This is a genomic window from Methanolobus sp. ZRKC2, from assembly GCF_045291185.1.
GTDB lineage: Archaea > Halobacteriota > Methanosarcinia > Methanosarcinales > Methanosarcinaceae > Methanolobus.
The window spans coordinates 1,381,183-1,402,436 of sequence record NZ_CP146980.1; the positions used below are offsets into that span (position 1 = coordinate 1,381,183).

The 21,254-nt window shown below is 42.0% G+C and carries 23 protein-coding genes; 8 read left to right on the forward strand and 15 right to left on the reverse strand.

Annotated features, from left to right (window positions below; genetic code table 11):
• The first annotated feature begins 107 nt into the window (after positions 1–107).
• Both leuS and V7O62_RS06395 read left to right on the forward strand, forming a co-directional pair.
• Positions 108–2,996, forward strand: coding sequence for a leucine--tRNA ligase (leuS, locus tag V7O62_RS06390; RefSeq protein WP_406658171.1), 2,889 nt, complete (start codon positions 108–110; stop codon positions 2,994–2,996).
• Between the two features lie 155 nt (positions 2,997–3,151).
• Entirely contained in the window at positions 3,152–4,840 is a 1,689-nt protein-coding gene (locus tag V7O62_RS06395; protein WP_406658172.1) for an ATP-binding protein, read from the forward strand.
• Between the two features lie 15 nt (positions 4,841–4,855).
• Here the strand turns inward: V7O62_RS06395 and V7O62_RS06400 are convergent, their stop codons facing one another.
• From V7O62_RS06400 to V7O62_RS06410, 3 genes are all read right to left on the reverse strand, one after another.
• Positions 4,856–5,647, reverse strand: a complete 792-nt coding sequence (locus tag V7O62_RS06400; protein WP_406658173.1) for a carbon-nitrogen family hydrolase — start codon at positions 5,645–5,647, stop codon at positions 4,856–4,858.
• A 30-nt stretch (positions 5,648–5,677) separates the two neighbouring features.
• Positions 5,678–6,295, reverse strand: coding sequence for a hypothetical protein (locus tag V7O62_RS06405; RefSeq protein ID WP_406658174.1), 618 nt, complete (start codon positions 6,293–6,295; stop codon positions 5,678–5,680).
• Between the two features lie 98 nt (positions 6,296–6,393).
• Positions 6,394–6,537, reverse strand: coding sequence for a hypothetical protein (locus V7O62_RS06410; RefSeq protein WP_406658175.1), 144 nt, complete (start codon positions 6,535–6,537; stop codon positions 6,394–6,396).
• 153 nt (positions 6,538–6,690) lie between these two features.
• Here V7O62_RS06410 and V7O62_RS06415 point away from each other — a divergent pair, with 153 nt between their 5' ends.
• The 3 genes from V7O62_RS06415 to V7O62_RS06425 are packed head-to-tail and all read left to right on the forward strand — an operon-like array spanning position 6,691 to position 8,542.
• A complete protein-coding gene (locus V7O62_RS06415; RefSeq protein WP_406658176.1) occupies positions 6,691–7,203 on the forward strand; it encodes an ArsR family transcriptional regulator in 513 nt (170 codons plus the stop codon).
• Positions 7,200–7,988: a MarR family transcriptional regulator gene (locus tag V7O62_RS06420; RefSeq protein ID WP_406658177.1), complete on the forward strand. Its 789-nt coding sequence runs from the start codon at positions 7,200–7,202 to the stop codon at positions 7,986–7,988. Before V7O62_RS06415 ends, V7O62_RS06420 begins: the two co-directional genes overlap by 4 nt.
• Before the next feature lie 26 nt (positions 7,989–8,014).
• Positions 8,015–8,542, forward strand: a complete 528-nt coding sequence (locus V7O62_RS06425) for a YfcE family phosphodiesterase (RefSeq protein WP_406658262.1) — start codon at positions 8,015–8,017, stop codon at positions 8,540–8,542.
• 9 nt (positions 8,543–8,551) lie between these two features.
• Here the strand turns inward: V7O62_RS06425 and V7O62_RS06430 are convergent, their stop codons facing one another.
• From V7O62_RS06430 to V7O62_RS06445, 4 genes are all read right to left on the reverse strand, one after another.
• Positions 8,552–8,791 (reverse strand): hypothetical protein, encoded by a 240-nt coding sequence (locus V7O62_RS06430; RefSeq protein WP_406658178.1) that lies wholly within the window; start codon positions 8,789–8,791, stop codon positions 8,552–8,554.
• A gap of 120 nt (positions 8,792–8,911) precedes the next feature.
• Positions 8,912–9,478: an RPA family protein gene (locus V7O62_RS06435; protein ID WP_406658179.1), complete on the reverse strand. Its 567-nt coding sequence runs from the start codon at positions 9,476–9,478 to the stop codon at positions 8,912–8,914.
• On the reverse strand, positions 9,479–10,408 hold the full coding sequence (locus V7O62_RS06440; RefSeq protein WP_406658180.1) for a replication factor A: 930 nt from the start codon (positions 10,406–10,408) through the stop codon (positions 9,479–9,481).
• Positions 10,409–10,557: 149 nt separating this feature from the next.
• Positions 10,558–12,393, reverse strand: coding sequence for a cation:proton antiporter (locus tag V7O62_RS06445; protein WP_406658181.1), 1,836 nt, complete (start codon positions 12,391–12,393; stop codon positions 10,558–10,560).
• A gap of 343 nt (positions 12,394–12,736) precedes the next feature.
• Here V7O62_RS06445 and V7O62_RS06450 point away from each other — a divergent pair, with 343 nt between their 5' ends.
• Positions 12,737–13,660 (forward strand): aldolase, encoded by a 924-nt coding sequence (locus V7O62_RS06450; RefSeq protein WP_406658182.1) that lies wholly within the window; start codon positions 12,737–12,739, stop codon positions 13,658–13,660.
• Between the two features lie 273 nt (positions 13,661–13,933).
• On the opposite strand, the gene V7O62_RS06455 is transcribed toward V7O62_RS06450, so the two are convergent.
• The 3 genes from V7O62_RS06455 to V7O62_RS06465 form a co-directional block, all read right to left on the reverse strand.
• The gene (locus tag V7O62_RS06455; protein ID WP_406658183.1) at positions 13,934–14,521 is read right to left on the reverse strand and encodes a hypothetical protein; all 588 of its coding nucleotides are present in this window, start codon (positions 14,519–14,521) and stop codon (positions 13,934–13,936) included.
• Positions 14,522–14,635: 114 nt separating this feature from the next.
• Positions 14,636–15,520: an RPA family protein gene (locus tag V7O62_RS06460; protein WP_406658184.1), complete on the reverse strand. Its 885-nt coding sequence runs from the start codon at positions 15,518–15,520 to the stop codon at positions 14,636–14,638.
• On the reverse strand, positions 15,517–16,824 hold the full coding sequence (locus V7O62_RS06465; RefSeq protein ID WP_406658185.1) for a Single-stranded DNA binding protein: 1,308 nt from the start codon (positions 16,822–16,824) through the stop codon (positions 15,517–15,519). The genes V7O62_RS06460 and V7O62_RS06465 overlap by 4 nt, the downstream gene beginning before the upstream one ends.
• Before the next feature lie 196 nt (positions 16,825–17,020).
• On the opposite strand from V7O62_RS06465, the gene V7O62_RS06470 reads away from it, so the two are divergent.
• Both V7O62_RS06470 and V7O62_RS06475 read left to right on the forward strand, forming a co-directional pair.
• Positions 17,021–17,455, forward strand: a complete 435-nt coding sequence (locus V7O62_RS06470; RefSeq protein ID WP_406658186.1) for a flavodoxin domain-containing protein — start codon at positions 17,021–17,023, stop codon at positions 17,453–17,455.
• Between the two features lie 208 nt (positions 17,456–17,663).
• Positions 17,664–17,876 carry a histone family protein gene (locus V7O62_RS06475; RefSeq protein WP_406658187.1) on the forward strand — a complete coding sequence of 71 codons (213 nt, stop codon included), beginning with the start codon at positions 17,664–17,666 and terminating at the stop codon, positions 17,874–17,876.
• Positions 17,877–17,926: 50 nt separating this feature from the next.
• Here the strand turns inward: V7O62_RS06475 and V7O62_RS06480 are convergent, their stop codons facing one another.
• The 5 genes from V7O62_RS06480 to rnfA form a co-directional block, all read right to left on the reverse strand.
• A complete protein-coding gene (locus tag V7O62_RS06480; RefSeq protein WP_406658188.1) occupies positions 17,927–18,442 on the reverse strand; it encodes a COG2426 family protein in 516 nt (171 codons plus the stop codon).
• Positions 18,443–18,447: 5 nt separating this feature from the next.
• Positions 18,448–19,404, reverse strand: coding sequence for a replication factor C small subunit (locus tag V7O62_RS06485; RefSeq protein WP_406658263.1), 957 nt, complete (start codon positions 19,402–19,404; stop codon positions 18,448–18,450).
• A 128-nt stretch (positions 19,405–19,532) separates the two neighbouring features.
• On the reverse strand, positions 19,533–19,865 hold the full coding sequence (locus tag V7O62_RS06490; protein ID WP_406658189.1) for a DUF4870 domain-containing protein: 333 nt from the start codon (positions 19,863–19,865) through the stop codon (positions 19,533–19,535).
• A 4-nt stretch (positions 19,866–19,869) separates the two neighbouring features.
• Complete coding sequence (gene rnfB / locus V7O62_RS06495) at positions 19,870–20,670, reverse strand: Rnf electron transport complex subunit RnfB (protein ID WP_406658190.1); 801 nt, start codon at positions 20,668–20,670, stop codon at positions 19,870–19,872.
• On the reverse strand, positions 20,667–21,254 hold the full coding sequence (gene rnfA / locus V7O62_RS06500; protein ID WP_406658191.1) for an Rnf electron transport complex subunit RnfA: 588 nt from the start codon (positions 21,252–21,254) through the stop codon (positions 20,667–20,669). Before rnfA ends, rnfB begins: the two co-directional genes overlap by 4 nt.

Below are 21,254 nucleotides of genomic sequence, written 5' to 3' on the forward strand. Positions count from 1 at the left end.
AGAAAGGTTGTCTTTTCAAAGTTAAAGACATAAAGTTAATATTTGCATTTTACTAACTAAATTACAATTTCATCAAAGATCAAAACCGGCGTGAGAAGGTGCGAACAATGGAACAGGACTATAATCCGCATGTAATAGAAAATAAATGGCAAAGCCGTTGGAACGAGAGCCGGGTCTTCGAACCTGAACCCGACAATAGGGAGAAATTCTTCATAACAATCCCTTACCCTTATCTAAACGGCAACTTACACGCTGGACACACAAGGACCTTCACGATTGGTGACGTAGTTGCAAGGCACAGAAGAATGCTCGGTTACAATGTACTTTATCCCATGGGATTTCACGTTACAGGGACACCCATAGTAGGTCTTGCGGAACTCATCGCCAATAGGGACCCGCAGACTATGGACGTCTACTCAAGGCTACACAAAATACCGGAAGAAATCCTGCCTTCACTGGATACGCCGGAAAAGATAGTTGACTATTTCAGTGTAGAAGCGGAAATTGCAATGCGCTCAATTGGTTATTCCATTGACTGGCGTAGAAAATTCACCACTACTGACCCAACATATAAGAAGTTCATCGAATGGCAATTCAACCTTCTGCATGACAAAGGCCTTATCGTAAAGGGATCACATCCTGTAAAATGGTGTCCAAATGACAATAACCCGGTTGAAGATCATGATATCCTCCACGGCGAGGATGCAACTATAGTAGACTTCACTTTCATAAAATTTGAGTATGACGGACTTATTCTACCCTGTGCTACCCTGCGGCCTGAAACTATTTTCGGTGTCACAAACCTTTGGGTTAACCCGGAAATTGAGCATGTTAAGATTAAGGTAAAACAAGACGGAAAAGAGGAGTTCTGGGTAGTCAGCAAAGAAGCGTATAACAAACTCACCTACACGGACAGGGAAGTCGAATTTATAGAAAGCGTTCCCTCGGAATCTATCATTGGAATCAAGGTAAAGAACCCACTGACAGGGAAAGAGGTTATCACACTACCAGCATCCTTTGTTAAAGCAGGCAACGGGAGCGGCATAGTTATGAGTGTTCCTGCCCATGCACCTTACGATTACCTCGCTGTCAAGGACCTGTATGATCGAGATCTTTCCGAATATGGAATTAATGAGAACGTACGTGATATAGATCTAATCTCACTTATCGAAGTGAAGGATTTCGGGGAATTCCCTGCTGTTGATGCTGTTGAACAGCTAGGGGTAAAAGACCAGAAAGACCCAAAAGCAGAAGAGGCAACCAAACTTGTATACCGACGCGAGTTTCATGGTGGCGTACTAAAGGAAAATACCGGCGAATACGCAGGAATTGCCGTCTCAAAGATAAAAGATGTACTGACACGTGACCTTCTTGAAAAAGGAATTGGAGAAATATTCTACGAATTCAGTGAACCAGTAGTTTGTCGCTGCGGAACTCCATGTGTAGTGAACATGGTCAAAGGACAGTGGTTCCTGAACTATTCCAACCCAGAGTGGAAGGACAAAGTTTACAGGTGCATTGAAAACATGGAAATAATCCCGGAAGAGATCCGGGTCGAATTCAACAATAAGGTTGACTGGCTCAAAGATAAGGCATGCGCCAGAAAGAAGGGACTTGGTACAAAGCTGCCCTTTGACACAGATTGGCTTATCGAATCCCTTGGAGATTCGACTATATATATGTCATATTATATTACCAACAAGTTTTTTTCAAATGGAATTCTGCCAGTGCAATTAAAACCCTCACTTTTCGACTATGTGTTGCTCGGGAAAGGTACGGTACAGGAAACTGCAAAAGATACAGGACTCGATGAACCGCTTATCGCAAACATGAAAGCGGACTTCGATTACTGGTATCCTGTAGACCTCAGATCTTCCGGGAAGGACCTCGTGCCAAACCACCTGCTTTTCTTCCTCTTCCATCACGTAGCAATATTTGACGAGGATAAATGGCCACGTGCAATGGCTGTAAATGGCTTTGTATCGCTGGAGGGCCAGAAGATGAGTAAGTCAAAGGGGCCCATCCTGACCATGAAAGAAGCAGTAGATACATACGGTGCTGATGTCTCACGCATGTACATTCTTTCCAGCGCAGAGCAAACCCAGGATGCTGACTGGAAAAATACAGGAGTGGAAAGTGCTAAAAAACAGATGGAAAGGTTCTACAAGCTGGCTAAGGAGATAATCGATTCCGGAGCAAAATCAGGAATAGAGGGTGAATTGCAACTCATCGACCGCTGGATGCTCAGCAGGCTGCAGCAGTTCGTAAGAGATACAAATAACGATATGACATCTATCAGGACAAGGGGTGCATTGCAGAATTCTTTCTTCCTGCTCTATAATGATGTAAAATGGTACCAGAGACGTGGTGGAAGTGCGGTTCTCTATGACGTACTTGACACATGGATACGTCTGATGGCGCCTTTCACACCTCATGTATGTGAAGAAATCTGGTCTGCGATGGGGCACAGTGGAAGAGACTTTGTATCAATGGCACCGTATCCGATATTCTCCCCTGAGCATGTGGACAACGATGCTGAACTTGCAGAGGAACTTATCTGTAACACACTGTCAGACATTGAGGAGATTATCAAGGTTACAAAACTCACTCCAAAGAAGGCTGTGCTTTATACATCTCCTGCGTGGAAAACAGAAGCATTCAAGCTGGCCCTGAAGATGAGGAAGGATGATGAGCTTAATCCCGGAAAACTTATCAAGACTCTCATGGCAGACCCGGAGAATCGCCGGTATGGAAAAGAGATACCGAAGTACGTGCAGAAGCTTGTCCCGGACATTACAAGTATGAAAACAGAAAGGTTCGAGATGTTGCTTGATTTTAATCTTGATGAACAGAATATACTCCGAGAGAATAGCGGATGCCTTTCAAATGAAATCGGTTGCCCGATTGAAGTATATACAGCAGATTCACCGGAATATGACCCTGAAAATAAGTCAAGATTTGCAGCACCCCTGAGACCTGCAATATATCTTGAATAAAACTTTCTACGGCATTGTCAGGCAGACTTTGCCATACTTTTTTGTTTAATTCACTGTTTTATCAGGTTTCCCGAAAACATCAGGAATAGATTACTGCAAAGTACATAGAAATTCTAATAAATAAATATATATTAAAGTTGGATATATTTTATATAATGCATAGTTGCTTCAAAAGGGAAGGTATAAGCCCTGAAACTAAATATTTCAGATCCAGAGGAATTCTGAAATTCCTTATATTAGTATTCCTTATACTACTGATGCCTACCTCCCTTGCAGACAACTCTGACAATGTTGTCCGAATAGGTGTCTTTCCTAATGAACCCCTTGTATCTTTTAGTGAAAATGAGGACGTGACTGGCCCTTACGTGGATATAATCGGAGCCATTGCAGAAGATGAAGGTTGGGAAGTAACTTATATCCGGGGTTCATGGGAAGAGAATCTTGAAAGACTGGACAACAGCGACATTGATATTCTGGTTGCGGTCCCCCATTCACCTGAAATGGATGAAAAGTATACATTTACAAGTGAAAGTATTACCACAGCATGGGGTGTTGCCTATACATATGCGGGTTCCGGGATACGCTCCATGCAGGACCTTCAGGGAAAGCAGATAGCTGTTTACAGTTCTGACATATTTTACAAAGACCTTAATGCAAGTCTTACGAATACGAACACCAGTTTTCAGTTTGTAGAAGTAGACAGCTACGGGGAAGTTCTTGAACTGGTGAATGAAAAAGAAGCTGATGTAGGAATTGTTTCAAACCTGTATGGAGATGCCTTTGAGAAGGAATACACTCTACACAAAATGTCTTTTGTGATAACTCCTACGGACATGGTCTTTGCCTTGCCTAAGAACTCAAGCTCACAAATGGTGGAAACCATAGACATGCATGTTGAGCAGCTAAAGGAGAATCCCACTTATATTTATCGTTTTTCGCAAGACAGCCAATCTGCAAACCTTAACACCTGGGAAAGTCCCACATGGCTAAAGCTTACAGTAGGAATCGGCGGCGGTCTTCTACTTCTCTTCATAATTCTAAGCTTTGTACTGAAGAACCAGATAGAGACAAAGACATCGGAACTGAACTCAAAGAACCGGGAGCTGGAAATAGAAGTAAGGGAGAGGATGGCTGCTGAAAAAAAACTAAAGCAGTACTTTAAACAACTCAAACATTCCAATGAATTAAAGGACCTCTTTACTGACATTCTCAGGCATGATCTCATAAATCCTGCTACTGTTGTTAAGGGATACGTAGAACACCTCCTGGAGTATGAAGAAGATGAGCAGAAGACTACAGCCCTGAAGGTGATTGAGAGAAACAACCTCAAGCTCATCGAAATGATAGAGAATGCATCTCGCCTTGCTAAACTGGAAAGTGTTGAAGAACTGGACTTCAAAGAATTAGATATTGGAAGTATCCTTGAAGAAGTTATACAAAACCTCCAGCCAAAAGCTGATGAAAAACAGATAGAGATAGAATTCAACCCAGAAAAGAATTACCCTGCAAGGGTTAATACAATAATAGAGGAAGTATTCTCCAATCTTATCTCCAACAGCATAAAGTACTCACCAGAGGGAACCAAGGTTAAGGTTAAGGTTTCCGAATGGAACAACAGCGGATGGAAAATATCAATCTCTGATGAAGGAGAGGGCATTTCCGATCGTGATAAGCCCCTTATATTTGATCGCTTTGAACGCGCAGGAAAAACAAACATAAAGGGAACAGGACTTGGACTGGCCATTGTAAAACGCATAATGGAGCTTCATGATGGTGATGTTGGTGTCGAAGACAATCCTTCGGGAGAAAGGGGAAGCGTCTTCTGGGTAACACTCAATCGTTAAAAGTTAGCAGACAGTTCAGTAGATATCAGTTCTCAGGTCCTTTAAAACAGTTATCGTTTCCCTGACATCTGATGTCTGCGCCGTGTCTATGTCATATATCAGGATAGATTCTTCTTCACCGGCTTCCTTTTTTACCTCACCCGAAGCATCTACAATCATTGAACTTCCGAAAAAGGAAGAGTCTGGATCACTGCCTGTGCGGTTGCAGGCAATGTGCGGAATCTGGTTCTCTATGGCCCTTGCCCTGACAAGAGTCTGCCACAATTCCTTTCGGGGTTTTGGAAATTCAGCAACCGTTACAAGAATGTCAGCACCCATAAGGGAAAGTTTTCTTGCTACTTCTGGAAATCTCAACTCATAGCATATCTGAAGGCCAATTACAAGATCTTTACTTTGAAGACTTATTGGAACAATCATGCTTCCGGGAGTAAAATACTGCTTTTCCCTCATAAAAAGATGAGTTTTCCGATAAGTACCAGTGACTACACCTGTATCCAGGCAAAAGCCAAGATTGAAGTATTTTTCCTCTTCCATTGATTGTTCTTTTTCAATTATAGAGGATATAATGACACAGTTGCTTTCCTTTGTAAGATCAGAGAGGATTTTTAGGGTTGGTCCTTCCGGGCTCTCGGATGAGCCGGAAATGTGATCATAACAAAAACCGGTGGAAAAAACTTCCGGTAGCACTATAACCTCAGCACCCTCTGAGATTGCCTGTCTGACCATATAAATGGCATTTTTAACATTCTTCTCTTTGTGGCACAGACAGATATCTGTCTGGATGCAGGCAACTCGCACTTTAGTCATACTATTGTTGTTTTGCTTTTGAATCCGTTGTTATCCGAAATCAGCAATTGTTGTTTTCTTTGTTCTGGGAGTAAGACCACTCATATCCAGCGACAACCTGAGCATCTTTATGAGTAGACAATTGGCATCTTTAAGAAGGTCATTGTCTAACAGATTTGCCTCATACGCAGGATCAGCAGGAGGAATAGATAATTTTGTTATGCCTGAACTATATTCCTTGATGTTTTCATTGCGCGACTCTTTTATCATGCAATCTGGACGGGAAAGGTGATCATTTATATTCTTGGAATGGAAGCCCATCATAGACAGTTCTTCTCTGAAAACAGGCCTGTCAAGTATATTAGTAACTACATAAACAGCAAGTGGAAGACTGATATTATGGTCAAAATGTTTTATTTCCTTAGCAATAAGGGAATGGATATCAGCCTGAGAATGATCCTCTTTGTCATCAATTTTCTTATATACTTTGGATGGAGGAATGTCAATCTCCTCAAGTTTTTTCATGTCCCGCAGAGCACGCAAATAACCCGTCATAATTAGACGATGTTCATTAACACCGATTTCTTTTAGCTCACGTGTTATAGCGCTTATAGAAAGCTGTTTACCTTCCAAGATTTCATTGATGCTGGAATGAAGATTTTCAGGCATGTTTTTCTCGTATCAGTATTGATAACAGACTTGGATAAACCTATCGGTTAAAATCTTTCAAAACTTAGATGAGGTAACTATAAGGGCAATTAATTACATTAAAGGTAAATCCTGTTGACTTCCCCTAAAAAGAAAAGCGGATCTTCATGGAACTCCTGATCCGTACACTTCATGAAAAAACAGACACTCACAAACGTAATGTTCCTTGCTTTGAGTGGACTGAGAGCGGGATAGGTTTGCATTTTGAAACTGTGTGAAAACAAAACACATTTATTTATCAAAAGCCAATATAAGAGGTACTAAATTACATTGATTTGGGCAAGCGACATCCCCCACATGAACATATGGAGAAGTTCGAATGTGGTTATAACAGGTCCATTATATGAGGTAATTAAATGAGTAAACGAACAAGAATTATTAATGACCCCTCTGAACTCGTACCTCTGCTTCAAGTTTTTGGATCAAAGAGACACAAAAAAGTTTTTGATGAACTACTAAATCTATGGATGACTAAGGATGATCTGGAAGAAGTATTGGGTACTGATGTCACACCCAGCATCAGTATACTCAAAAAAAGCGGACTCATCGAAAGTCAGTGGCATATGCCTGAACCGGGAAAAACACCTGAGAAGGAATATCGTACATCATATTCTAAAGTCCAGACTAATTTTCAATGCTCTTTTGAGGATATGAGTGACATTATAATGCTGACCTTCATGCCATATGAAGAGGTAACGGACATCATCGAAGAACTTGAAAATTTAGTAGAGCAGGGCAATAATTCAATGAGTAGCCTTACCAGGGCATTGAACAAGAGCCCTTTGTATATACGTGCTGTTGCCAGACGTTCTGATAAGCTGTCTGTGATGGGACAAAGGTTAAAGATGATGGATGAGGAAAAAGAATGATAGAACTCCTTCATAGTAAAAGTGGCATAACCAAGTTTCAGATACTGATAGAAGTAGCTGCACACCAGCCGAATGTCAGACAGAAAGAGATCGCTGAAAAGATAGGTGTTACTCCACAGGCTGTTTCTGAATACATAAAAGAACTTGTTGCAGAGGGACATATTTATTCCGAAGGAAGGGTACGTTACCGCATTACCAAACAGGGTGTGGAATGGGTACTCGAGAATGCAAATGATATGAAACGTTATGCGCGCTATGTGATGAGTGATATCATAAGCCATGTTTCAACCTGGACGGCCATTGCAGAAGAAGATCTTGACAAAGGTACAAAGGTTTACCTTAGAATGAATAAAGGACTCCTGTATGTAGGAACCCAGGAAGTAACAAGCGCTTCAGGTACTACGATCTCCAATGCAAAGAAGGGAGAAGATGTGGGAGTAACAGATCTCATGGGACTCATTGATCTTGAAAATGCTAGCATAACCATCTGCAGGGTACCAAGGATCGAACGTGGAGGATCAAAGAATGTCGATCTTGAACGCCTGCGGTCATTAGCTAAATCAAAGGCCTACATTGCTACTGTTGGTGTGGAATCACTGGTTGCTTTGAAAAAAATAGATATGCAACCGGATGTAATGTTCGGCGCCAAAGAATCCGTTATTGAAGCTGCATATCATGGATTATCTTCTCTGGTACTGGCAATCGATGAAGAAGTGCCTGTTATCCTGAGTCGGCTTGAAGCAGAGAACCTTGAATACGAACTCGTAGATCTGAGTATACAGTAATCGATCATAAGGAATTTATAATGACAGTGAGATGCATTCTTATTTCTGATACACATATCGAAAAAGGAGAAATCCCACAATACCTGTCTGCGATCATAGAGGACTATGACCTAATAGTACATGCCGGAGATTTCAGCTCACTGGCTTTTTACAAGGCACTGGAGTCTACCGGAAAATTAAGAGCCGTGCATGGTAACAGTGATGAGAAAGAACTTAGAAAGCTGCTGCCGGAAGAGCTTATTTTTGAAGTTGAAGGAGTAAAAATAGGTATAGTGCACCAGGGAGCTCTTTCTATTGTAGACACGGCACCTATAAAGTACAAAGCACTTGAAATGGGTGTGAATATACTCGTTTTTGGCCACCTGCACAGGCCAATAATAGAAAAGAATGATGTACTTCTGATATGTCCCGGATCACCGACCAAACCGCGAATGTCAGATCCGTGTGCAGTGGAGCTTGTAATAGACAATGGTTCTGTAAGTACGAAACTGATCGAGATTACCGGACAATCGTGTAGCTATATTGATTTTTCCAGAAAACTCGGTGAGAAATAGAACAGGATGTTATTTCTGTCCCTTGCCATCTACCGTCTCTGTTTTGAACATTACACCTGTGCCTTTCAGAGTCATCTGTACCTTGTCGCCAAAGCGGACTATTTCATCCAGTTCCACATTATCGCTCCAGTCATATACATAGTCATAGGTACCTTGAACAGGCTTGAACCCCAGAGACATGAGACTCCTGTTTACCTCTGAAGGCATGGCACCCTCACTACTATACCAGAGTAGGAGATAGGTTTTCATTAAATCACCTTCAAAATTAAAAATGATGCAGAGGCATATGACACTTTTGGTCACTGTTTTGGTAATATGGATATAAAAAAAAGGTGCAATCGTATGCACCAAAAAAAGTCCTGTGGACTATCAAAAAGTCTCTTTTAATGACTTGAGAGCCTGCGAGACCATTGAATAATAATGCTTCACATCAGGATCGTAGTGCTCCTTTGCCTTTACAACGTCGGGAGAATCATTACCAAGCTCTTTCAGGCGAGCCAGGGTTTTCTTTGCAGTATCGACTACCCATAGATCTCTTGTCTGCCCGTCAACCACAAAGATCGATTCCGGACGTACTGATGTAAGCACATCTCCTTCCCCGGTAGTATAAGTACTTGGTTTACCGACAATTGCAACAAAAGCAGGAGTTTCACACTCCGCAAGAACCTGAGCAGCTTCTGGCTGGTATTGTCCCGCATATATCATAAAGGAGCCTGTAGGGTCTATAACTCTACCACGCCAGTATTCGGAATCACTTCCTATATCTTCTTTTTCAACAAGTGTACCGACTATGAACATGCGGTTTACCCTGGCACCTGTAGGTGTAAGAAGATACTGCGGTGCATACTGGTCATCACCATCCTTATAGGTCAGATCAGATTCCCTGAACTCCTGGGCGAAGACTCTTCGTGCGACTTCCCTTGTATAACCTGCCATTTATACCACCTCTGCGGCATTAATCAGCTCATCCAGTTCCACCTGATCCAGAACCGTTCTTTCGTCTATTGAATCAACCAAAAGGTATCTCTCCACCCGGGAACCACTGATCGTATAATATTTACCGACAAGTATCTTTTTCATTTGCTCAAGCACAACACCCTGGTCAAGGGCATCTGCGGCAAGGGAAATTGCACTCTCAAGGTTCAGACCTGTTATTTCCTCGGTAATTTCTCTTTTTATGATAGAATCTTGTGTCGTGAGACCATCATCCAGTACAGCTTTTATCCTCAGGTCATAGATTCCGTCAACCTTGCCATGCTCCATGCAGGCACCCTTAGTCAGTGCCCTATTACATTCAGGACATCTTTTTATAAGTCCGGAACCGGATTGTATATCAACCATGGCACCGGTAAACGTGGCAGTTGATGTTCCAACTTCCAGGTCTTCATCAATTGAATCAACCGAACTGCTTTTGTTGAGATTGACCTGGAACTTACCATTCCACTCGTTGGTAACGACACTCTTGAAAAGATAACTCTTTCCTTCTTCAAGATCGGGGAGCTCAGAACTCTCCCATTTAGTGAATTTGATAGTCCCTGTCTCATCACCTATCAAGCCTACCTGGGATATAGATTCATGAGTATTCTCCCAGAGCTGTACCACTTTAGCTTTTACATTCACCCATTTACCGTCAACATTCAGCTCGGATACTTTCTTTTGGGGTGATTCAGACTGACCTGTATAAAAATCATTTCTTGGAATGTTGTATTCCTTCAAAAAATAGTTGACAACACTCCTTCTGGCTTCCTCTTTCGGGACCTTGAACTTATTGATCATTTTGTCCAGTCTTTCTTCAATGTCCTCAATAGGAATCTCGACTCCTAATTCCAGAAACTTTGCGTTAATCTCTTGTGAAATCTCTTTCATTTTCAAACCTCGGGCCTCTTGTTTGTGCGTCTTTTAGAGAGGCAAGTATACTGTATGTAGTACTGGTATATATGCAGATAGCAAGCGGGGTGAAAGTATTCGGGCAGATGCCCGAACATTCACGGTCAAAGAGTGTTATTCTTATTCTTTTATCGGTGCAGGATATCCGCAACTTCCTTTGCCGCATCATCCTCGCCAATAACAGTTACAAGATCATCATATTCAAGTACGAAATTACCGTTTGCAATATGAGACTTATCATTCCTGCGAATCATCAGAAGCAAACTGTTTACGGGGAGAGAGAGCTCTTTGATAGCTTTGCCAATAACTTTTGAGTTTGTGACTCTCACCTCAAGGATCTCACCTTCTTCACCGACCTCACATAAGGAGAACATAGAGCTTTTACCTACCATGTTATCCAGTACAAGAGCCGTGGTCATCTGAGGACTCATGGAACGTATACCAAGATCCCAGAAAGCATGGAGATTTTCCATACTGTTAACCCTTGCAACTATCTGTTCTTCCTTCAGGCCGAACTTGCTTTTAGCTATCTGTGACACCAGGAGGTTTGTATTGTCCTGATCCGTTGTCGCAACGACATACTTGGCCTTTTCAATACCCGCAGTCTTGAGTACATTTATGTCTTCGGCATCCCCATGAACTGCTCTTATACCTTGCTTAAGCAAACGGTTACACCTATCATTGGAATTATCGACAACAACAACATTTTCGCCCCTTTTCTCAAATCTTTCGGCCAGAATCTTTCCGACTTCTCCTCCACCTATTATTAGAATTTCCATGGGTATCACTCCTAATACATTGGCCACACGTCTGCCCAATGTTCCTGTCATGATTACTGTAATTATTACTGTTAAGAAGACAAGGCCTACCAGAACTTCTCCACCTTCGATATTCAGCTCATCCAGTCTTAATGCAAAGTAAGTTGCAATGGATGCGGGAACAACTCCCCTGGGCCCTATAAAAGAAATAAACATCTTTTCATTTATCTTCAGGCGGGAATTCAGGGTAGAGATGAAAACTGCGGCAGGCCTTACAAGAACTATAAGCAACAATACAATAAGTATTCCATTCCATCCGAGATTCAGCACATCCCTGAAACGCAGCATCGCAGCAAGTAATATGAAGATCAGAGACAACATTATCAGGACAAGGTCAGACTTAAACTCCTTGAGAGCTTGCTTGTGGGGAATATTTGAAGTACCAACCACTATTCCGAAAACAGCCACTGCAAGAATCCCAGATTCATTACCGAGCAGTTCCGATGTCACATATGCTGCCAGGACAAGTGTAAGTGTGACTAGTCTCGCAGTCTGATCAGTCACAAGAGAACCACTGGAAAGTGCACGTTTGAGAATTTCTCCGCTAATAACACCTATTATCAGGCCGATAATCAGCCTTTGGAGTATGAATGCAACTGCCTCCAGACCGGATAACTGGGATACTATCCATTCAAACATGAACGCTGCAAGGATAACACTGGCAGCATCGTTAAGGACACCCTCTATCTCAAGTATCTTGCTTATTTTGTGACTTACATGAATTTGCCTGACAAGCGGTGTTATTACAGTGGGACCAGTAGCAGCTACCAGCGCTCCAAACAAAGCTGCAAGTTCTATCGGCAGATCAAGAAGAGCATATGTTACAGCAGTAGCTCCTATAAAAGTTATAAGAACCCCTATTGTCGTGAGCTTCAGAGCCGTTTTCTGTATTGTACGGATACTCTTGAGATCAATATGGAGTCCACCGTCGAAAACTATTATCGCAACTGAAAAAGAAACGATTGCAGTCAATCCATCTCCGAACAACATCGGGTTTATAATAGCCAGCCCTTCAGGTCCTGCCAATATACCTTGAAGTAGAAGGAACAGTATAATGGGAACGTTGAAACGCCTGCTGAGAGATTGTGCAACTATGCTCATGGAAAGCACAAAAACTGCTAAGCCTAAAAAGTATATAGAGTTCACAACAAATCTCCACTGATGTATGCAACGTAAATGTTATTTGAGCAGATCACAGTATGAGTCCATCCATAAAATGTCATGATATTTTTTTGTGCCCTTTCGTCCAGGGTCAGTATGAGCATATATTAGTAACATAATTCAGGATTATTAAATTTACGTCTATACAAATACAATTTATTATATTAAAAATTATCATTAACTACTCATTAATGTCATCTGCAAAGTCATTACTGTTTCATTCTTCCGGACATCACACACAATGTTTAAAATAGAAAAACGTGATTATTGGTACTTACGCAATAAAAAGCACATATCATCGTAAATATTTTTAGTTTGAGTGATACAAATGGTTTCAATTCGGGAAGAAGATATAAAGGTACCTTTAGATGTCCCTCCGGCAGCTCGTGAAACATACCTTCACAATTATATGGAGATCACAAAGGGAACAGGAAGAATGATGCTTTTCGCAGGTGATCAAAAGGTTGAGCATCTGAATGATGATTTTTTCGGAGAGGGAATTCCAGCGGATGACAATGATCCTGAGCACCTCTTCAAAATAGCTTCTATGGGGAAGATAGGTGTTTTTGCTACTCAGCTTGGACTTATTGCAAGATACGGCATGGACCATCCCGAAGTACCATATCTCGTAAAGATAAATTCAAAATCACACCTGGTAAAAACAAAACAAATGGATCCCTTCAGCAATCAGCTTTATGATATGGAACAAATAGTTGAGTTCCGCGAAAATAGTGGTCTTAAAATACTGGGAATAGGGTATACGATTTACCTGGGAAGCGAATTCGAAGCTGATATGCTTAACCAGGCAGCTCAACTCATATATAATGCACACAAACACGGAATGGTAACCGTGCTCTGGATATATCCAAGAGGAGCAGCAGTGGCTGATGAAAAGGATCCACATCTCATAGCTGGAGCAACCGGTGTTGGTGCAACTCTCAATGCGGATTTCGTGAAAGTAAATTACCCCAAGAAAGAAGGGAAGAAATCCGAAGAGATATTCAAGGAGGCAGTATTGGCTGCCGGCAGGACAAAGGTTGTCTGTGCAGGAGGTTCCAGTGATGAATGCGAGTCATTCCTGAAAAAGCTGCATGACCAGATACACATAAGCGGTGCCCAGGGCAATGCAACCGGAAGGAACATCCATCAAAAAGAACTTGAAGAAGCCATCCGGATGTGCAATGCAATTTATGCCATCACAATAGACGATGCGTCCGTGGAAGAAGCTCTGAATATCTACGAAAACAAATAATTTATCCGGGATAGATTAATATCCTTTTTTCATGAAATTACGGTTTTCGTAAACGAAAATCGTTTATTTTCTTATTTAAAGTAGGGTTACACAATTACTACCTCTGTTGAGGTTGCGGTTTTCATAACCTCGAAGTCAGAGATTTCTGGTTTTCATGAAAGAACGCAGAGAAGCAAGAGCATTCTCCAACACAGCAGACTTTTAGAATCAAAAAGATAAATTGGATTAGATAGCTGGCCGGGAACTCCCGACCGCCTGAAATTAAAAACAGAGTTAATTGCAGTTACACTCAAAATCGAATCCGAGAAGGAATGTACCAGTGCCGTGTATGTTCTGAAGTCCCAGCCTTTCCTTGATATATTCATCACTTGGTGGTGAAGGCGAGGCGAGTGTTGCATTACAAACTTCCTGAAGATCTTCAACTTCCGAACAAGGTTTTGGCGGGAGAACTACAATAAGAGGATTTGTTTTGGTATCCATCCGTTTGAGGACATTTATGTCATAAATGACAATATTGCCTATGACAAGATTGGTTTTGCAACATTTGAATTCCTCAAGTTTGGCTTCATCATCCACATCCTCACCAACTACACAGCCTTCATGCATAAGGATAACATTCGGTCCGACAGGCCATTTGAAATCCATATCCGTAGTGAAGGCGAATATAACGTCATTATTCAGGACCTGTTTGACACCTTTGTTGTCACCTTTCCCAAGACCCATCAAAGTCATCTCATCAGCCTTCTTTTCAAGTTCCCTTATGGTCTCACGGTCTTCTTCTGTAAGAATAAGGGTATCACCCACACCTTCCATGTTTTTTATACAAGAACTTACTTGTTCAATAATATCATCACTTTGCATGATCAACCCTCGTACTCAGTAGTTGGCAAGAATTTAATGTTTTTTCTGGATTAATATGTATCTGTATTTAAGTATGGCGGCCATTTCTGAAAGTAATGCAAATTCATATCTGAATTAAAGAACCAGCCTCAGAAAACCTACTTTCGGTTCATATATATGGCCCTTTGAAAGCAGGGACCTTACAGCCGAATCAACAGCTTCTGAAGACACATTTTTTGATTTTGCTTCCCTGACCAGTAATGAATATTCCATACCTTTACCTTCATTCATTTCCTCTAAAAGATGCAATATCAAATCTTCCGCATCAGACTGGAAACCTGACTTTGAGGAAAAACCTTTTTCTATCGCCAGCAAAGCGTTTCGAATATCACTTTTTAAGTCCTTCAAATAGGAAAGGTCGGTATGATAGTAATCCAACGCAAGGCAGATTCCCTCCCTCATATAAGAAGGAACACCCTTTTTAGAAAGAAATTCAACTATCTCAGCCTCTTTCATATCGGACGAAAGAACATCCTCAAAAATATCAAGCCGGTCCAACGTCAGTTTCGCAGTCTCAACAACCCAGCGATTACGAATGTCCTCATTCGCATGACTGATTTCTTCCGGCCGGATAGAAACAAAAACAGAGCCTTCTCCTGGTTCATATGAACGAACCTTCCCAACGATCGTCACGTACGAGGGTACTTCAATCGTTGACAGGAATACAGACGCTTCCGGCTGGTAATTACCAGAATAGACTGCAAACGTGCCTGTTGGATCGGAGATTCGGGCTCGCCACAGCTCTTTCTCGCCACCTTTCTGGTTACCAATGTCCTCTACCTCGGTAACAACCCCCGCTATAAAAAGGCGATTTACTTTGGCTCCCGCTTTGGTGACGAGAAAATTGGGCGAGTGAAGCTCTGACTCTCCTGACATATCTGCACCGGGACTGATCTGGAAACATGAATCATTGAACTCCTTGGCAAATAGTCTGTGCGCCATCTCTCTTTCAGCCATCATTCATCACCTTTTCCATCAATCCTTTTAATCAGTGATCCTACTTTTTCTTTCAAATCATAATCAGGGTACCATGCAGATTTTGCAACAATGGTTACGCCGAATTCATTCCTTGATGAGTTGCCCCTTACTGCAATATACTTTCCGGTAAGCTTATGCCTCATATCCTCAAATACCACATCCCGGGAGATGGAATCAAGAACCATCTTTTCAGCCTCATACATGCTTTTTCCGTATATGATCTCAGATAGCTCGCTGTTAAGCATAACATGCACCGAACCCGTCCCGTCATCAAGGATCAATTTCATACGCATGTCTGAAACACAATCGACCTGACCATGGGCCCTGCAATTCGATTTTTGTGTTACCCGATTGCATATGGGACAGCGCTCGATAACCCCTGAACCGGGCCTTACAGAAATAATATCCCCAATAACAATTACATCGAAAATTCCGTTCTTTTCTAAAATGTTAGCAATAAGCGATGGTTCAGGCATTTTGCTTGCTGACTCCAGCGTGAAAGGAAGCTCAGTAGGGTACTCAATCAATTCAACGTTCGTGCTCTCGTTGAAGTTGATAGAAGGTACACCTCTGAAAACCCTTACAGCCGCGCTTTCGAACCTTATGAAACTACCAATATCGATATTCTCTAGCGGAATCCATGATGTAAATGGGAGCTTACCGGTCTCATCTGCCATCACACCTTCTACAATGGTCTGGACCTTACCTTTCAGAGAAACATCACGATGATACATCTCAATTATAACTACAACAGAACTTGCAAGCGCATCAATAGAAGAGATGTCCCGGAGTTTCTTCGGACCGGAAAGAGATGATGTGTCAATATCCCCCAGATAATCGTCCGGTAATTTTTCAATAACAGAACGCTTACCAAAATAAAGTTCTGTCCGGTTATTCCACATTCTCACATATGCATTCTTGATCTTTACAACATTACCTGCCTTAAGGGACATATCATCCCAGCAGGTGAAGGAACATATCCCGGTAATGTCACCGAAAGAGCCTGAAAAAATAGTCCTGTGCTCATCCTTTACTACAACATTTTTTTCTTCAATGTTTATGATACGTCCTGTGATCTCAAATCCACTCATCCCAGAGACAAGGTCCTTTACATGGACCACAGATGAAGACTTCAGCATGAATTTATTGATAACAGTCTTTTTGGCTTCTTCCAGAGGAACTTTAAAACTCAGTAATTTTTCCAGTTCTGCCCTTATCTCTTCCTTATATTCATTCCCAAGCGCCCTGCTTAATTCCTCTACATGGAGCGCAGTTTTATCTTCCATATTAGCCTCCGTATTAGAAAGAAGGTTAGTCTGATTTAGAATATCCGGTTATTAGCAATAAACATAACCGGAAAGTTAAATCAAATAATAAGAAAAATGTGGGAAGAAAAATATATCAACAATCAAACAGCACTTGCTTTATGGAGTGGTGTTTGGATAATGTACAGACCAATCTCCACCAATGGAGGGAAAATCAATGCCAAAACTTGCAATAGTTTACTTAAGTACTCAGGGGAATACGAAAATGATGGCAGAAGCCATTGCAGATGGTGCTACAGAGCGTCACGTGAATGTAGAGATCAATAATTTCTATGAGTGGAATCCTGAAGATGCAGCACAATATGATGCTATAGCGATTGGTTCTTCAACTTTCTATTACACGATGCTTGATCCCATAGCAAAGTTTATTGACAAGCTTGTGGAAGTCGGTGTAGAAGACAAGATAGGAGCAGCTTTCGGATCATATGGATGGAGCGGGGAAGCACCTGTAAAGATAGCTGAGAAACTGCGCGGTGGAGGAATGGAAGTAATTGATCCGGTGTTGAGGATTCAATACAGACCAACAGAGAAGGATCTCCTTGAGTGCAATAGACTGGGAAAGGACCTTGCCGAGAAGATGAAGCATAAATGATCAGATTCCTGATGTAAAAGGTTCTTGGAACAATATATCCGATAAATCAACCTGCATGGCATCCAATTGTATTGAAAAGAAAGTAAATATCTACTAAATGCAGATATTGAACACTAATACAGAATTGGGCATATTTATATACTTTATTTACCAATTAGCTTATATAGAATACTCTATTAGGAGATGTAAGTTTCATAGAGGGATATTTGTGACAATAATACCATTTGCACCCATTGAAAGAGTAATAAGGAACGCTGGTGCCCAGAGAGTTAGTGAATCAGCAGCAGTAGCTCTTACGGAAATGCTTGAGTCTTACGGACTTGAGATATCAAGGGAAGCGATCAAACTGGCAGAACACGCCGGAAGAAAAACAGTAAAAGCAGAAGATATCAAACTCGCAAAAGAGATGATGGACAAATAAGTCCTCAACTCTTGCCCGGGATTTCTTTTAAAACGTATTTTTTTCTAAATTCAGACATTACCTGACAGAAGGTCAATCAGGCTTACCCCTGTGACTGTAACAAAGGTCATTATCAGGCCTGCAATCATAACACCTACAAGTATTGCCGGTAAAGCATGCTTGAACTCTATCCCGAATACAAAAGCTGCTACACAGCCAGTCCACGCGCCGGTAACAGGCAAAGGAATGGCCACGAAAAGTGTAAGCGCCATGGTTCCGTATTTTTCAAACTTTTCAGTATGGTTTCGCCGGGTTCTCTCAAACAGCCAGGAAAAGAACATATCGAATACCCTGAAACGTCTCAGGTATGAGGAAACAGGTTCAAGGAAAAGAAGCAAAGGAATAACCGGAATCATGTTCCCCAACACTGCAAAAAAATATGCATATTCAGGAGCCATTCCGTACATACCTATTGCAACAGGTATGGCTCCCCTTAACTCAGCGATGGGGAGAGCACCAATTATCATGGTTGCCAGCCAGTCGGGAACAGAGCTCAAAATCTCAACAAGCTGATCTTCCAGGGACATTCAATTCACTCCGGCCCTGATAATGCAAAGTGAGCAAGCAGTGATTCAAGCTGAATCCGCTCATTGGCACCTTCAGTCAGCCTGAAATCCACCTCGGCTATTATATCAACCAGTTCGACCATTTTTCTTTCAGGGATATCTACCTCAAACATTGCCCTGTATATCTGGCCGACGACATCCTCACCGGAGAGTCCCTGTTCCAGCAAAAAGCTGTCCAGATGAGTTCGTGATGCTGTAAAATTACCTGAAAGGGCTGTCTCGATAAGCTCACGGACCTGCTCAGGACGTGCTGTAGCCGTGATCTTATAGATAGCCTCCTTGTGGATGGTATCTGCGATCAATGCGGCAGCCTGGAGCGCATTGATAGCTTTTCTCATATCTCCCTGGGCCACATATTTAATGGCATCCACACCATCCTCGGCAATATCCAGCCCTTCGTTGCCAGCTACAAAACGTACACGTTCCGCAACCGCATCATCGGACAGGGGGCGGAACCTGTAGACAGCACATCTTGACTGAATAGGTTCGATTATCTTGGAAGAATAATTACAGGAAAGAATAAAGCGACAATTATTGGTATAGCGCTCCATTGTGCGCCTGAGGGCAGACTGCGCGTCAGATGTCAGCGCGTCAGCCTCATCAAGGAATATTATCTTGAAATCCGCTCCTCCGATAGGAGACGTTTTCGCGAAGTTCTTTATCTTGGTCCTGACAATATCGATTCCACGCTCATCAGAAGCATTGAGTTCTGTGAAATTTTCACGCCATGAGTCAGCAAAGAGCTCACGCGCAATTGACACTGCAGTGGCTGTTTTGCCCACGCCCGGTGGACCGGAGAACAAAAGATGAGGCAGGTTCCTTGTTTTAATATAGGATTTCAATCTTTCGACAGTCTCAACCTGACCGACCACATCATCAAGCTTAAAGGGCCTGTATTTTTCAATCCATATCTCTTCTTTAATGTCTAACCCTCCGGCTGGAAAAAATAGTATTTGGTGCCATAAATAGGTAAGCGTTATTTTTTAACTTTTCGCATACAATAAAAATAAGATATTTGAGGCAATCCTTAGTACATCTGCCCCAAGTATTTTTATTCGTATATCAGCTTGTAGGCGTAGTTGCCTATAAGAGGTATCTTAAATTTCATACCCCTGAATGCAAGAAAAGCAAGCAGAACTGCAAGGAATATAGACGGGAATCCCATGAAATCAGCTATGATCCATCCTACATAAGGTATCCATGCTACCAGGAAAATTATCAGGGACAATGGCAAAAATACCATAACAGACTGCATTGCATGGAACCGGACAAATTTGTTATTCGGCTCGATGAGTAACAGGATAATGCCTGCTATCCAGATACCAACATAGCCTAAAGCCGCAACTATATTCTCATCTAGACCTAATTTTGTATCATATGTCATGATCTTACCTCGCCTCTATGGTATTCTGCGGACATTTCTCTACACATATGCCGCAAGCTGTACACTTGTCCTGATCGATGATAGCAATGAAATTCGTGACCTTAACAGCATCTTCAGGACAGTTCTTTTCACATATCTTACAACCGATGCAGCCCACTTTACAAACTGCCTTTACAGTCTTTCCTTTGTCCCTGGACACACAGCGAACATGTACCTTTTCAGACTCCTTTGCAAAGACCAGGATATCGTTGGGGCATGAAGCTATACAAAGTCCACAACTGGTACAGAGGTTCTTATTAACATGAGGAAGACGGTCCTCCCCTATTGTGATAGCATCAAATGGGCATGCTCTTACACATGTACCGCGACCCATACAGCCGTAATTACAGCCTTTTTCACCGTCAGAAAGCATCATTACAGCTTTACAATCTTCAAAACCGACATACTCGAATCGATCGACACAGTTGAGACCTCCGTTGCATATAACAATAGGATACTCAGTCTCACCCTCGGAAACCTCCTGCCCGACAATTCCACCAATCTCTTTTGCAACATCAAAGCCTCCCACAGGACAGCCATCAATCGGAGCATCTTCATTTACCACACGTTCTGCGAAGTCGGCACATCCGGCAAAGCCACATGCTCCACAGTTTGCACCGGGAAGAACCTCAATGATCTCTTCTACAAGAGGGTTTGATTCTACCCTGAACTTCTTAGATGCAAGGATAAGCATTATACCGACTGCAAGACCAAGACCTCCCAGAATAGCCATTGACTGTATCAGGAAACTGCTGAGCTCGGTCATATAGGTATCACCCAGAAGTAATTAACGAAAGCCAATGACAGCATTGTTGCGATAAAGAAAGCCTGTGGAAGACCTCTTATCGATGAAGGAATGTGAACGAAGGTCGAACGTTCCCTTATAGATGCCATCATCAGCATTACAATGGTATATCCAACACCTGCAGCAATGCCGAACACAATACTCTGCACAAGACTATATTCGGAAAGTACGTTTAGCAACACTACACCAAGTACGGCACAGTTTGTTGTGATCAATGGGAGATAGATACCAAGTGATCGATACAATGAAGGAATATTCTTTCTTACAACGAACTCAACCAACTGTACAAGTGCCGCTATGACCACAATAAAACTTATCAGGTCAAGGAATTCCATATTCGTTGGCACCAAAACGTAAGTGTAGATCACATAAGAAACCGTTGCAGCCATCGCCATAACGAATATAACCGCACCGGACATTCCCGCAGCACTCTTGAAATCCTTGGTCACTCCTACGAAGGAACACAACCCAAGGAACTGAATTAGCAGGAAATTCTTAATGAAGACACCTTCCATGAAAATTGCAAATAAAGCTTTTTCTACCAT

Coding starts and splice junctions, on each gene's coding strand:
- leuS (WP_406658171.1), top strand. CDS start 108: ATGGAACAGGACTATAATCCGCATGTAATAGAAAATAAATGGCAAAGC.
- V7O62_RS06395 (WP_406658172.1), top strand. CDS start 3,152: ATGCATAGTTGCTTCAAAAGGGAAGGTATAAGCCCTGAAACTAAATAT.
- V7O62_RS06400 (WP_406658173.1), bottom strand. CDS start 5,647: ATGACTAAAGTGCGAGTTGCCTGCATCCAGACAGATATCTGTCTGTGC.
- V7O62_RS06405 (WP_406658174.1), bottom strand. CDS start 6,295: ATGCCTGAAAATCTTCATTCCAGCATCAATGAAATCTTGGAAGGTAAA.
- V7O62_RS06410 (WP_406658175.1), bottom strand. CDS start 6,537: ATGCAAACCTATCCCGCTCTCAGTCCACTCAAAGCAAGGAACATTACG.
- V7O62_RS06415 (WP_406658176.1), top strand. CDS start 6,691: ATGAGTAAACGAACAAGAATTATTAATGACCCCTCTGAACTCGTACCT.
- V7O62_RS06420 (WP_406658177.1), top strand. CDS start 7,200: ATGATAGAACTCCTTCATAGTAAAAGTGGCATAACCAAGTTTCAGATA.
- V7O62_RS06430 (WP_406658178.1), bottom strand. CDS start 8,791: ATGAAAACCTATCTCCTACTCTGGTATAGTAGTGAGGGTGCCATGCCT.
- V7O62_RS06435 (WP_406658179.1), bottom strand. CDS start 9,478: ATGGCAGGTTATACAAGGGAAGTCGCACGAAGAGTCTTCGCCCAGGAG.
- V7O62_RS06440 (WP_406658180.1), bottom strand. CDS start 10,408: ATGAAAGAGATTTCACAAGAGATTAACGCAAAGTTTCTGGAATTAGGA.
- V7O62_RS06450 (WP_406658182.1), top strand. CDS start 12,737: ATGGTTTCAATTCGGGAAGAAGATATAAAGGTACCTTTAGATGTCCCT.
- V7O62_RS06455 (WP_406658183.1), bottom strand. CDS start 14,521: ATGCAAAGTGATGATATTATTGAACAAGTAAGTTCTTGTATAAAAAAC.
- V7O62_RS06460 (WP_406658184.1), bottom strand. CDS start 15,520: ATGATGGCTGAAAGAGAGATGGCGCACAGACTATTTGCCAAGGAGTTC.
- V7O62_RS06465 (WP_406658185.1), bottom strand. CDS start 16,824: ATGGAAGATAAAACTGCGCTCCATGTAGAGGAATTAAGCAGGGCGCTT.
- V7O62_RS06470 (WP_406658186.1), top strand. CDS start 17,021: ATGCCAAAACTTGCAATAGTTTACTTAAGTACTCAGGGGAATACGAAA.
- V7O62_RS06480 (WP_406658188.1), bottom strand. CDS start 18,442: ATGTCCCTGGAAGATCAGCTTGTTGAGATTTTGAGCTCTGTTCCCGAC.
- V7O62_RS06490 (WP_406658189.1), bottom strand. CDS start 19,865: ATGACATATGATACAAAATTAGGTCTAGATGAGAATATAGTTGCGGCT.
- rnfB (WP_406658190.1), bottom strand. CDS start 20,670: ATGACCGAGCTCAGCAGTTTCCTGATACAGTCAATGGCTATTCTGGGA.
- rnfA (WP_406658191.1), bottom strand. CDS start 21,254: ATGGTAGAAAAAGCTTTATTTGCAATTTTCATGGAAGGTGTCTTCATT.